Genomic DNA, 12,623 nt, shown 5'->3' with positions numbered 1-12,623 from the left:
TCTATCATGACCTCCCTTTCGCCGCTTGACGACACCGGCCTGAGCGAGCTGGCCTCTCGCATCAAGACGTGGGGCCGCGAGCTCGGCTTCCAGCAGGTCGGCATTGCCGACGTCGACCTGTCCGAGGACGAGCGCCATCTGCAGCGCTGGCTCGAAGCCGGCTATCACGGTGAGATGAGGTTCATGGCCAAGCACGGCACCAAGCGCACCCGGCCCGAAGAGCTGGTGCCGGGCACGCTGCGGGTGATCAGCGTGCGTCTGGACTATCTGCCCGCCGAGGTGGAGAGCGCCAAGGTGCTGGGGCAACCGGAGACGGCCTATGTGTCGCGCTATGCGGTGGGCCGCGACTACCACAAGCTGATGCGCAAGCGCCTGGCGACGCTGGCCAAGTGGATCGAGGACGAGATCGGCGCCTTCGGCTACCGCGCCTTCGTCGACTCGGCGCCGGTGATGGAGCGCGCCCTGGCACGCAAGGCCGGGCTCGGCTGGGTGGGCAAGAACGCCATGTTGCTCAATCCCCGGGCCGGCTCGCTGTTCTTTCTCGGCGAGCTCTACGTCGACCTGCCGCTACCCGTCGACCCGCCCTTCGACAGCGAGCACTGCGGTAACTGCAGCGCCTGTCGTACGGCCTGCCCCACCGGCGCCATCGTCGAGGACAAGGTAGTCGACTCCCGCGCCTGCATCTCCTATCTCACCATCGAGCTGTTCGGCGCCATTCCCGAACGCTATCGCGAGGCCATGGGCAACCGCGTGTTCGGCTGCGACGACTGCCAACTGGTCTGCCCCTTCACCCGCTTCGCCCGAGCCACGGCGGAGGATGACTTCGCCCCGCGTCATGACCTCGACCGCGCCAGCCTGGTGTCGCTGTTCGCCTGGGGCGAAGAGGAGTTCCTCGACAAGACCGCCGGCAGCCCGATCCGCCGCATCGGCTACGAGCGCTGGCTGCGCAACCTGGCGGTGGGGCTGGGCAACGCTCCCTGGAGCGAGAGCGTGGAGGCGGCCCTGCGCGCCCGCCTCGCCTACCCCTCCGACCTGGTGCGCGAACACGTGCGCTGGGCGCTCGAACGGCAGCGGGAGAAGCGTGGCAGGGTCATCCCCAGCGTCTGATTGGTGGCTGGGGCGCGGCTTTTCCGGGGACAGCTCTACGAGGAGGCGCTGTAAACCCATCCCTGGGCGCTACCTTTTCCATCCCTGGAAAAGGACCTCCTCTTCGAGCTGTCCCCGGCGCCGCTCACCTCGAAGTGTCACAAGCCAGGTATTGCCCCTACTCCTCCTCGTCGCGCTCGCTGCCGGCCAGACGCAAAAAGGTATTGCGATAGTGGGCCAGCTCCGCCAGCGATTCGCGAATGTCGTCCAGCGCCTGGTGGGTGTTGCGCTTGCTGAAGCCGGCCAGCGCCCCCGGATTCCAGCGCTTGGCCAGCTCCTTGAGGGTGGAGACATCCAGGTTGCGATAGTGGAAGAAAGCCAGCAGCTCGGGCATCTCGCGTTCGAGGAAGCGCCTGTCCTGATGCACGCTGTTGCCGCACATGGGCGAGGCACCGGGCACCACGTGTCGCTTCAGGAACTCGAGGGTCTGCCGCTCGGCCTCGGCAGTATCGATCCGGCTCTGCTTCACTCGCTCGACCAGGCCCGACTCGCCGTGGGTCTTCTGGTTCCAGGCATCCATCCCGGCGAGCAGGCTATCGGGCTGGTGCACCGCGATCACCGGCCCCTCGGCCACCAGGTTGAGGTCATTGTCGGTGACCAGGGTGGCTACCTCGATGATGCGTTCGCGCTCGGGGTCGAGTCCGGTCATCTCGAGGTCGATCCATACCAGCAGGTCCTCGCGCGGCGCAGCAGTGTCGGACATCGTTCAGGCTCCAGAGTTGAAGGGCGCGGCAGGACAGCTTGGGCCACGCTGAGTACAATGCCGTCATTGTAACGATCTTCGGGCGCCCATGAGCAAACGCAAGTTGAGCCGCCAGCAGCGCTGGCGGATCGAGAAGATACAGGCCGAGCGGGCCAAGCGCGCCGAGCAGCGCGACGAACAGGATCGCTCGAAGCTGGCTGCCGGTGAGTACGGTCCCGAGCGGACTGGGCGGGTCATCGCGCATTTCGGCCGCACGCTCGATGTGCAGGGAGCGGGGGAAGAAATCGTGCGCTGCCACCTGCGCGCCAATCTCGAAGGTCTGGTGACCGGCGATCGGGTCATCTGGCGAGCGGCCCAGGATATCGAAGGCAACATCGTCGAAGGCGTGGTGGTGGCGCGCAGTGACCGCCAGAACGTGCTGGAGCGCCCCGACCCGCGCGGTCAGCTCAAGCCGGTAGCGGCCAACATCGACCAGATCCTGATTGTCTTCGCCGTGGAGCCGGCACCACACCCCAACCTGATCGATCGCTACCTGGTCGCCGCCGAGGCTACTGGCATTGCCCCGGCGCTGGTACTCAACAAGATCGACCTGCTGCCCGAGGACGGCGGCGAACTGGGCGAGTTGCTGGCTCGCTACGAAGCGCTCGGCTATCCGGTGGTAACCACGACCACGGCCCGCGCCGAAGGGCTCGATGCCCTGCTGGAGTGCCTGGCCGGCCGCACTTCGGTGTTCGTTGGCCAGAGCGGCGTGGGCAAGTCGTCGCTGATCGACCGGTTGCTGCCCGACGAGTCGCTGCGCATCGGCGCGCTGTCGAAGGACTCGCGCAAGGGCACCCACACCACCACCACGGCGCGCCTCTACCGGCTACCCGCTGCCGACGATGCCGAACTCATCGACTCGCCGGGTATTCGCGAATTCGGCCTGATTCACCTGGACGAGCAGCAAGTCACCGAAGGCTTCATCGAGTTTCGTGACTATCTCGGCCACTGCCGCTTTCGCGACTGTCGCCACCGCCAGGAGCCGGGCTGCGCCCTGCTCGAGGCCGTGGAGCGCGGCGACATCCACCCCGAACGTTTTGCCAGCTATCGTCATATCGTCGATAGTCTCAACGAGACCTGATACGGCCCGATCGATACAAGGAGAGCGCCATGAGTTCCGAAGAGAATCTGCTGCCGCTGATCGTCGAACCCGAGCAGCTCGCCGAGCACCTGGACGACCCCCAGCTGTTGATCGTCGACGTGCCGCTGAGGTCGGAAAGCTATGAGGAGGGCCATGTGCCCGGCGCCGTGTTCCTCGATTTCCGTCGCCTGATGTGCGGCGAGGGCGAAGTGCCCAACGAGGTGCCGAGCCCAGAGGCGCTGTCACGGCTGTTGTCGTCGCTGGGCCTGACCCGCGACACCCACGTGGTGGCCTACGACGACGAGGGCGGCGGCTGGGCCGGACGCCTGCTGTGGACCCTGGAGCTGGTCGGCCATACCCGTTACTCCTACCTCAACGGCGGCATTCACGCATGGCGCCAGGCCGGCCAGCCCGTGTCCCATGAGCCGAGCGCAGCGACGCCCAGCGAGTACGAGGCCGAAGTTCTCCACCCCGAAGTCGCCATCGACCGACTGGAGCTGCAGGAGCGGCTGGGCGAAAAGGGCTTCGCCGTGTGGGACGCCCGTTCGCCGGCGGAGTATCGCGGCGAGAAGGGCGAGAACAAGCAGCTCGGACACATCCCCGGCGCGGTCAACATGGAGTGGACCGAAGCCATGGACAAGGAGCGTGCGCTGCGCATTCGCGACTACGCCGAGCTGATCACCGAACTCGAGGCGCTGGGACTCACCCCGGACATGGAAGTGGTCACTCACTGCCAGAGCCACCACCGCAGCGGCTTCACCTGGCTGGTGGGCAAGGCGCTGGGCTTCGAGAAAATCCGCGGCTATGCCGGCTCCTGGAAGGAGTGGGGCAACCGCGACGATACGCCGATAGAGAAGTAAACTACCCCCTCATCGCTGGGCGGTCATGCGAGGCGATTCGCGACAATCGAGAACGAAACCCTGGCCTTCGAGAGCCGGGTGACGCGCCGGGCAGGATCAAGGTCCCTCTTGCCTGTCGCGACGCGCACGTCCTAAATCGACATCTGTCGATTTGCGCTACCCGGCTCCCTCAGGCCAGCGTCCTCGATAAGGTCGCTTCACTGCCTCACAGATCGCGCAAAATTTGCCTGCATGGAATGGACTTACCTTGTCTCTCGCCAAGTTCTTCGCCCTGATCCAGTATCCGATTCCCCATCACCTGCTGTCGCGGCTGGTGGGCTGCCTTGCCGAAACCCGCGTCGCCTGGCTCAAGAATGCGCTCATTCGCGCCTTCATCAAGGTGTTCAAGGTCGACATGGGCGAAGCCGCCGAGCCGGACCCCACCGCCTACGCCACCTTCAACGACTTCTTCACTCGGGAGCTGAAGCCGGACGCCCGCCCCCTGGGCGAGGGCCTGCTGTGCCCCGCCGACGGCAACCTGTCCCAGTTCGGCCCCGTCGAGGCCGACAAGCTGTTGCAGGCCAAGGGGCACCACTTCTCGATGATCGACCTACTGGGTGGCGACGCCGAGGCAGCCAAGCGCTACAGCGGCGGCAGCTACGCCAATGTCTACCTCTCGCCCAAGGATTACCACCGCGTGCACATGCCGCTGGCCGGTACCCTGACCGAGATGGTCTACGTGCCGGGGCGGCTGTTCTCGGTCAACGCCGCCACTACCGACCATGTGCCCAACCTGTTCGCCCGCAACGAGCGCCTGGTGTGCCACTTCGATACCGAGCACGGCCCCATGGCCGTGGTGCTGGTCGGCGCCATGATCGTGGCCGCCATCGAGACGGTATGGGCCGGCCAGGTCACGCCGCTCTCGGGTCAGGTACAGCGCATCCGCTTCGACCAGCCGATCCATCTGGAGCGCGGTGCGGAAATGGGCCGCTTCAAGCTCGGCTCCACGGTGGTGCTGGCCTTCGGCGGCAAGGTCGATTTCGACGCCGCGCTGGCGCCCAAGACCAAGGTCAGCATGGGACAGTCGCTGGGTGGGGTACCCGATCCTGGCCCGGAGTTCGTCTAGCCTTCGTCCGGCGATTTTTTTAGACGAAGTCTGTATCAGCAGCGCGGCGTGGCGAAAGCCATCACCTCCGCCACGCTCGCTTTTCCCAGCGCCAGCTGAATCAGCCGGTCGATGCCCAGCGCCACACCGCTGCCGGCCGGCATGCCGTGCTCCAGCGCCGCCAGCAGACGCCGGTCGACGTCCACTTCGGGCAGGCCCAACTGGCGCCGGGCGGCGTTGTCCTCGGCGAAGCGAGCACGCTGCTCGTCAGCATCGATGAGCTCGTCGTAGCCGTTGGCAAGCTCCAGCCCGGCGAGATATACCTCGAAGCGCGAGGCAACCCACTCACCGTCCTCCGGATCGCGATGCCGCCTGGCCAGGGCTGCCTGGCTCGCCGGGTAGTCCACCACCACGTCGACTCCCTCGCGCCCCAGTGTGGGCTCGATGGCAAGGCTCATCAGCAGGTCAAGGCAGTCGTCGCGGGCGGCATCGCCCATGTCGAGCCCGCCGCGCAGGCCGGCCTGCCGCCGCAGCTCACCGAGCTCGACGCGGAAGGGGTCGAATCCCAGCGCCTCACGGTACAGCTCGCGATAGCGCCGACGGCGAAGCGGCCCCGCCTCATCCCCCTGTTCCCGGCCGAGCACCTGACGCATCAGCGCCACGGTCTCCTCGATCAGCTCGTCGAGGGAGAAGCCCGGGCGATACCACTCCAGCATGGTGAACTCGATGTTGTGGCGGCTGCCTACCTCGCCGTCGCGGAAGCTGCGTGCGAGCTGAAAGATCGGCCCTGAGCCTTCGGCCAGCAGCCGCTTCATGTGGAATTCCGGCGAGGTCTGCAGCCACAGCCGCTCGCGCCCCGCCGGCGTGGTCGCCTCCAGCGACAGCGAGGCCAGGTGCACGTCGGTGCTGCCGCCGTGACCCAGCACCGGCGTCTCCACCTCCAGTACACCGCGCGCGGCGAAGAACGCCCGCACCTCCGCCAGCAGCCGCGCCCGCTCGCGCAGCATCTCGATACTCGCCGTGGGGCGCCAGTCGGTTGCCATGACACGGTCTCCAGAACGATGAAGGCCACGCCGGAATAGCGTGGCCTACGTTGAACCGCGGCTTGCCGGCGACAGGTCTATGAGAGGGCGCTGTGAATACATCCCTGTACGCTATTTTTGCCATCCATGGCAAAAAACCCTCTCTACGACCTGTCCCCTACGCCGCTACCCCCACAGACCGTCCTAGCGCCCTCTCCGAGCGATGCTCAGACGAGGCGAATTCCGAGTAAGGCAGCGGAGTTTAGCAGCGCTAAATGAGCAAGCCGTCTCGGGATTCAACGACGTATGAGCGAGCGCAGGAAGGGCCACACCTCAAGCGCGGGAGACGTATTCGCCGGATCTCGTATCGACTTTCAGCACTTCACCCTGATTGATGAACAGCGGCACCCGCACCACGGCGCCGGAAGAGAGGGTTGCCGGCTTGGAGCCGCCCTGGGCGGTATCGCCCTTCAGGCCCGGGTCGGTCTCGACCACTTCCAGCTCAATGAAGTTGGGCGGCGTCACGCTGATGGCGTTATCGTTCCACAGCGTCACGGTGTAGGCGACCTGCTCCTTGAGCCACTTGAGAGTATCGCCCAGGGCTTTTTTCTCTACCGCGTACTGCTCGAAGGAGCCATCGGTCTTCATGAAATACCACATGTCCCCATCGGTGTAGAGGTACTCCATTTCGAGATCCATGACATCGGCGCCTTCAAGGGATTCGCCAGACTTGAAGGTCCGCTCCCACACCCGGCCGGTAATCAGGTTGCGCAGCTTGACGCGGTTGAATGCCTGCCCCTTGCCCGGCTTGACGAATTCATTCTCGACGATCGCACAGGGGTCGCCGTCCAGCATCACCTTCAGACCGCCCTTGAATTCGTTGGTAGAATAGCTAGCCATGTTGCCTCTCGAATGATTGGGCGCGCCGCAGCAAGCAGCGGGCGCGCAAGTAAATCGTATCGACGAGGTCTCGAGTCCTCGCCCTTCGTGACTGGTGTGCCGCATGATAACCCGAAGCTCCGCCCTTTTGCAGAGAACGGATCCGCCTGGCGCCGACGTGGCGCCCCTGACGCTTGAGTCCAGTTGGCAAACACAGCTGTCGCGAGCGGTTCGCGACCCGCGTGAACTGTGCCGCCGGCTGGGGCTGGACGAGGCCTGGCTGCTCGGCGCCGAGCGTGGCCATGCGCTGTTCGAGGTGCGCGTGCCCGAGGCGTTCCTGGCCCGCATGCGTTACGCCGACCCACAGGACCCGTTGCTACGCCAGGTGCTGCCGCTCGCCGCCGAAGGCGAGAGTGTCCCCGGCTATGTGGCGGATCCCCTGGCCGAAGCCGAACACACGCCGGGGCCTGGGCTGATTCACAAGTACGCCGGGCGGGTGCTGCTGATCGCAAGCCCGGCCTGCGCGGTGAACTGCCGCTACTGCTTCCGCCGTCACTTCCCCTACGACGACAACAGCCCCTCTCGGGCCCAGTGGGAGCGCTCGCTGGACACGCTACGCGAGGACCCGAGCCTCCATGAAGCGATTCTCTCCGGCGGCGACCCGCTGGCTGCCAGCGACCGCCAGCTCGCCTGGCTGACCGAGCGGCTAGAGGCGATTCCCCACCTCAAGCGTCTGCGTATCCACACCCGACTGCCGGTGGTGATCCCCGACCGGGTCGACGACGCCCTGCTCGGCTGGTTCGCCGCCACACGGCTGCAGAAGGTGGTAGTGCTGCATATCAATCATGCCCGGGAGATCGACCAGTCCGTGGTCGACGCCTGTGCACGGCTCAAGGCCGCCGGCGCCACCCTGCTCAACCAGAGCGTTCTGCTGCGCGGGGTCAATGACTCCGTCGAGGCGCTGGCCGAGCTCTCCGAGCGGCTGTTCGAGGCCGACGTACTGCCCTACTACCTGCACGTGCTCGACCCGGTCACTGGTGCGGCACATTTCGACGTGGCCGACGAAGAGGCCCGCGAACTGGTCGCGGGCCTGCGGGAAGTACTGCCAGGCTTCCTGTTGCCACGCCTGGTCAGGGAGATCCCCGGCGAGGCGAGCAAGACGCCGCTTTAGGCCAAGGTCTCCGCCGTCACATTGGCCGCCGCCGGCTGGGTGGAGACATGACGGTTGATGGCGCTCATCACCGCCTTCATCGAGGCGCTGGTGATGCTCTCGTCGGTGCCCACGCCGAACACCGCCTTGCCGTCGATGCGCACCTCCACGTAGGCGATCGCCTCGGCGTCGGAGCCCTGGCCGCGGGAGTGCTCGTGGTAGTCGATGATCTCCACGTCGTGGCCGGCCGCTGCCAGAGCCTTGATGAAGGCCGCCAGCGGACCGTTGCCCTCGCCGCCGATGGCGCGCCGCTCGCCGTGCTCATCGATATTGGCCTCGAGCTTGACCCGGGGGCTATCGGCTTCGGAAGCGAGGCGATGGTTGACCAGCGCATAGGGTGAGGTGCGCTCCAGGTACTCGTCGGCAAAGGCCTGGTAGATCATCTGCGAGGTGATCTCGCGCCCGGTACGGTCGGCCACTTCCTGCACCACCTGGCTGAACTCGATGGAGAGGCGGCGCGGCAGCTCGATACCGTGCTCCTGCTCGAGCAGGTAGGAGACCCCGCCCTTGCCCGACTGGCTGTTGACGCGAATTACTGCCTCGTAGCTGCGCCCCACGTCCAGCGGGTCAATGGGCAGGTAGGGCACTTCCCACATGGCTTCAGGGTTGGCGCGACGCTCGGCCATGCCCTTCTTGATCGCATCCTGATGGGAGCCGGAGAAGGCGGTGAACACCAGGTCGCCCACGTAGGGGTGGCGCGGGTGCACCGGCAGCTGGTTGCAGTACTCCACCTGACGCATGATCGGCGTGATGTTGGAGAAATCGAGTCCCGGGTGCACGCCCTGGGTATAGAGGTTCATGGCCAGCGTCACGATGTCGACGTTGCCGGTACGCTCGCCGTTGCCGAACAGCGTGCCCTCGACGCGGTCGGCGCCGGCCATCACGGTGAGCTCCGCCGCCGCCACACCGGTTCCACGATCATTATGTGGATGCACGCTGACGATCAGGTGGTCACGATTCTTGACGTTTCGACAGAACCACTCGACCTGATCGGCGTAGTTGTTGGGCGTGGCCGCCTCCACCGTGGCCGGCAGGTTGACGATCATCTTCTTCTCGGCCGTGGCGCCGTAGGCCTCCATCACCGCCTCGACCACCTCCTTGGCGAAGTCCATCTCGGTGGTGGTGAACAGCTCAGGCGAGTACTGGAAGGTCCAGTTAGTTTCCGGCGCGGCGTCCATCAGCTCGCGGATCTGGGTAGTGGCACCGACGGCAATGCCGATGCACTCCTCCTTGCTGACGTTGAACACCACGCGGCGGAAGACCGGGTCAGTAGCGTTATAGACGTGCACGATGGCGTTCTTGGCCCCCTTCAGCGACTCGAAGGTACGCTCGATCAGGTGTGGACGCGCCTGGGTCAGCACCTGAATGGTGACGTCATCCGGCACCTTGCCCTCTTCGATCAGGGCACGCACGAAATCGAAGTCCGTCTGCGACGCCGAAGGGAAGCCTACCTCGATCTCCTTGAAGCCGATCTTCACCAGCAGATCGAAGAAGCGCTGCTTGCGCTCGTGATCCATGGGGTCAATCAGCGCCTGGTTGCCATCGCGCAGGTCGACGCTGCACCACTGCGGCGGCGTCTCGATCCGACGATTCGGCCACTGGCGATCGGGCAAGTCGACGGCAACGAAGGGGCGGTACTTGGCGGCGGGGTTGTCGAGCATCATGGCGGTGTTCTCCCTGGCAATGCGGCGATCAGATTCGGTCACGAGCGAAGGCACCCCGAAGGCACATGCCGTTCGGGGTGTCGAGAATAAGGTCAGGTATCTTGCGGGTGCTGCAGCACACTTTACCAGGTCGATGAAAAACGACCCTGGTCGGCTGTGGGCGGCGACCGGCTACGCAGCGGATGAAACGAGCAATAACGGTGGGTGACATTGTACGACCTCGAGTTGACCTGGACAGACAGCGATGCAGCAGGCATCGCCCAGCACGCTCAGCGGCGGGCTAGTAGTAGTCGTAGGTCGAGGCGGTACAGTGTCGTGTTCATGGCTACTAGGGAATCAGCCTTGGCCCGCCTTGTCAACTCCTCCCGCCCGGTTTTGCTCTAGCAGGGTCTCCATGCGTGACAGCTGGTCACGCAGCTGGCGCACGTCGTCGCGCAGGCCGTGCAGCTCCGCCGCCTCGCCCTCGCCGCTCTCCAGTTCGATCTGGATGCTCTCCTTCTGCATCACGTCGAGCACGATGCCGATCATCATGTTGAGGAAGATGAAGGCGTTGAGGAAGATGAAGGTGAGGAAGAATATCCAGGCGTAGGGATAGTGCTCCATGGTGGGGTAGAGCACCGCCGTGGCCCAACTCTCGAAGGTAGCAACCTGGAACAGCGTCAGCATGGCCAGCGAGATGTTGCCCCACAGCCGCTCGTCGACGTCATGGAACAGGAAGCTGCCGATGGCCGCGTAGATGTAGAAGATGATGAACATCAGCAGCGCCACGTAGCCCATGCGCGGAATCGACTTGAACAGCGCTGCCATCAGCATGCGCAGCTCGGGGATCATCGACACCAGGCGCAACACGCGGAAGATGCGCAGCAGCCGCGCCAGCAGCACCATCTCGGAGTCGTCCATGGGGATCAGGCTGGCGGTGACGATGAGGAAGTCGAAGACGTTCCAGCCCTTCTTGAAGAAATCGAGCAGACGTCGCTCAGCCGCCATGCGGATCAGTATCTCCACCAGGAAGAATACCGTCACCGCCACATCCAGCACCCGCAGCCACTGCTGGAAGTGAGTGATCTCCTCATAGGTTCTCGCCCCGATCAGCAGGGCCGAGAGCACGATGATCGCAATCACCGTGAGTTCGAAGATCTTGTTGGCGCGCAGCCGCTCGAAGCGCTCGCGCCAGGTTTCGAAGGAAGCGCTCATGAGTCGTCTCGAAGCACACAATGACAGGGGACACAAAACCACGCCGGATCGCTCGACTCAGGCCTGGACAGGCTGGATAGCAAACCGACGCTTGGGCCGGCGTGATGGTAGCACGAGCAGAAAACGAAGGCGTGCCCATCCACACTTCGTAGTCGCACCCAAGGTTACGGCAGTGAAACCTTTATACACGCTCCCTCTCTTGAGCCTTCAGTCACGTGCCGCCTACTTTTTAGTCATCACGTACAAGGGAAGCGCTGATAAATCAGCGAGCGGGATGAAGCGGCTAGGTTCGTTCCCGACGAACCAACGCACTTCCCACATCCCTGTGGGTCGCAAGGCGCCCGGAGCACAGTACCGAGCGAAGCGACAAACAGCCGTAGGCTGGCCCCGAAGGGGAGAGAAGCCGAAGGGTGCGAGTCAACCGGAACCTATGGGGTATAGGTGAGGATTTCGACCGGGCTGGCGCACCAGCACCGCGCAACGCAGTGATTCGCACGCGCAGACATTTATGCAGTGTTTCCCAAGGAAAAGGAGTTCAGTACATGAACGATCAGAAGCAACCCCCACAGGAGCAGTCCCACCAGCCCGGCGCGGAGTACAAGATGGAGCCGCAGCCTGAGTACATTCGCGAGAGCTACCGCGGCGCCGACAAGCTCAAGGACAAGGTCGCGATCATCACCGGTGGCGACAGCGGCATAGGCCGCGCCGTGGCGGTGCACTACGCCCGCGAGGGCGCCGACTGCGTCATCGTGCACCTGGAAGAGGACACCGATGCCCGCGACACCCAGCGTCTCGTGGAAGCCGAAGGGCGCCGCTGCCTGGTGCTCAAGGGCGACGTGGGCGAGCCGTCATTCTGCGACGAGATCGTCGACAGGGCCCTGGCGGAATTCGGCAAGCTCAACGTGGTGGTGCACAACGCCGCCGAGCAGTACGACTGGGACGACATCACCGAGATTCCCCCTGACCAGCTCCAGCGCACCTTCCAGACCAACGTGTTCAGCCACTTCTACCTGACCAAGGCGGCCCTGCCCCACATGGGCGAGGGCGACTCCATTATCTGCACCTCTTCGATCAATGCCTTCAAGGGCAATCCGACGCTGATCGACTACACCGCCACCAAGGGCGCAATCCAGGGGCTGGTGCGCTCGCTGGCAGTACCGCTGGCCGAGAAAGGGATTCGCGTCAATTCGGTGGCCCCGGGGCCAGTGTGGACGCCGCTGATCCCGGCCAGCTTCGACGCCGAGAAGGTCGCCTCCTTCGGCCGCCAGGTGCCGATGAACCGCGCCGGCCAGCCTTCGGAGATGGGGCCAGCCTACGTCTACCTGGCCTGCGAGGAGTCCTCCTACATGAGTGGGCAGACACTGCACCTGAACGGCGGCGTGGTGTTGAATACCTGAGCCGAGGACCTGACGCGCGACGGCCGCCCGAAAGGCGGCCGTCACGTTTTGGTTCGGGTCGGATGACCAGCCCAAATGGTCCGGTCAGGTGGTCAGCTTGGCAGGATCCAGCAGCCCAGATAGCTCCTGGGCGTGGTGAGCGGCTTCACGCCCCCGGGGCGTGAGGTAGCCTCCGTCGGCCTGGGTCACCAGCCCCTTGGCATGCAGCCGCTCGGCGGCAGAAACCGCCTCCGGCGCAGCACTTGAGTGCACCTTGATGCCCTCCTGGCTGGTGTCGAGGTTGAACAGGCAGAGCAGGTTCAGCTCGTCCAGCCGTTCGGCAGAGAAATGCGCTTGGGCCATGG

12 protein-coding genes are annotated in these 12,623 nt (G+C 64.8%); 6 read left to right on the top strand and 6 right to left on the bottom strand.

The features are described 5' to 3' along the window. The first annotated feature begins 6 nt into the window (after positions 1-6). Positions 7-1,107: a tRNA epoxyqueuosine(34) reductase QueG gene (queG, locus tag H1D44_RS09895; protein ID WP_181514688.1), complete on the top strand. Its 1,101-nt coding sequence runs from the start codon at positions 7-9 to the stop codon at positions 1,105-1,107. Between the two features lie 157 nt (positions 1,108-1,264). On the opposite strand, the gene orn is transcribed toward queG, so the two are convergent. Next, entirely contained in the window at positions 1,265-1,849 is a 585-nt protein-coding gene (gene orn, locus H1D44_RS09890) for an oligoribonuclease (RefSeq protein WP_181514687.1), read from the bottom strand. 88 nt (positions 1,850-1,937) lie between these two features. Between orn and rsgA the strand changes: the two genes are divergently transcribed. The 3 genes from rsgA to asd all read left to right on the top strand — a co-directional run bounded on the left by rsgA (position 1,938) and on the right by asd (position 4,934). Further along, a complete protein-coding gene (rsgA, locus tag H1D44_RS09885; RefSeq protein ID WP_181514686.1) occupies positions 1,938-2,969 on the top strand; it encodes a small ribosomal subunit biogenesis GTPase RsgA in 1,032 nt (343 codons plus the stop codon). Between the two features lie 29 nt (positions 2,970-2,998). Next, entirely contained in the window at positions 2,999-3,829 is an 831-nt protein-coding gene (locus H1D44_RS09880) for a sulfurtransferase (RefSeq protein WP_181514685.1), read from the top strand. A gap of 247 nt (positions 3,830-4,076) precedes the next feature. Then, positions 4,077-4,934 (top strand): archaetidylserine decarboxylase, encoded by an 858-nt coding sequence (gene asd / locus H1D44_RS09875; RefSeq protein WP_181514684.1) that lies wholly within the window; start codon positions 4,077-4,079, stop codon positions 4,932-4,934. A gap of 35 nt (positions 4,935-4,969) precedes the next feature. On the opposite strand, the gene epmA is transcribed toward asd, so the two are convergent. Further along, on the bottom strand, positions 4,970-5,956 hold the full coding sequence (gene epmA, locus H1D44_RS09870; protein WP_181514683.1) for an EF-P lysine aminoacylase EpmA: 987 nt from the start codon (positions 5,954-5,956) through the stop codon (positions 4,970-4,972). A gap of 312 nt (positions 5,957-6,268) precedes the next feature. After that, on the bottom strand, positions 6,269-6,835 hold the full coding sequence (gene efp / locus H1D44_RS09865) for an elongation factor P (protein ID WP_181514682.1): 567 nt from the start codon (positions 6,833-6,835) through the stop codon (positions 6,269-6,271). 103 nt (positions 6,836-6,938) lie between these two features. Between efp and epmB the strand changes: the two genes are divergently transcribed. After that, positions 6,939-7,985, top strand: coding sequence for an EF-P beta-lysylation protein EpmB (gene epmB, locus H1D44_RS09860; RefSeq protein ID WP_181514681.1), 1,047 nt, complete (start codon positions 6,939-6,941; stop codon positions 7,983-7,985). Here the strand turns inward: epmB and leuA are convergent. Then, the gene (leuA, locus tag H1D44_RS09855) at positions 7,982-9,688 is read right to left on the bottom strand and encodes a 2-isopropylmalate synthase (protein WP_181514782.1); all 1,707 of its coding nucleotides are present in this window, start codon (positions 9,686-9,688) and stop codon (positions 7,982-7,984) included. The two genes, epmB and leuA, sit on opposite strands and share 4 nt — an antisense overlap. Positions 9,689-10,024: 336 nt before the next feature. Then, positions 10,025-10,882, bottom strand: a complete 858-nt coding sequence (locus tag H1D44_RS09850) for an ion transporter (protein ID WP_181514680.1) — start codon at positions 10,880-10,882, stop codon at positions 10,025-10,027. A 542-nt stretch (positions 10,883-11,424) separates the two neighbouring features. On the opposite strand from H1D44_RS09850, the gene H1D44_RS09845 reads away from it, so the two are divergent. Next, the gene (locus H1D44_RS09845) at positions 11,425-12,279 is read left to right on the top strand and encodes an SDR family oxidoreductase (RefSeq protein ID WP_181514679.1); all 855 of its coding nucleotides are present in this window, start codon (positions 11,425-11,427) and stop codon (positions 12,277-12,279) included. Positions 12,280-12,363: 84 nt separating this feature from the next. Here the strand turns inward: H1D44_RS09845 and H1D44_RS09840 are convergent, their stop codons facing one another. Then, positions 12,364-12,621 carry a TIGR02647 family protein gene (locus H1D44_RS09840; RefSeq protein ID WP_181514678.1) on the bottom strand — a complete coding sequence of 86 codons (258 nt, stop codon included), beginning with the start codon at positions 12,619-12,621 and terminating at the stop codon, positions 12,364-12,366. Positions 12,622-12,623 lie beyond the last annotated feature (2 nt).

This window comes from Billgrantia kenyensis (assembly GCF_013697085.1).
GTDB lineage: Bacteria > Pseudomonadota > Gammaproteobacteria > Pseudomonadales > Halomonadaceae > Halomonas > Halomonas kenyensis.
This window is presented reverse-complemented; position numbering and strand designations above follow the sequence as displayed.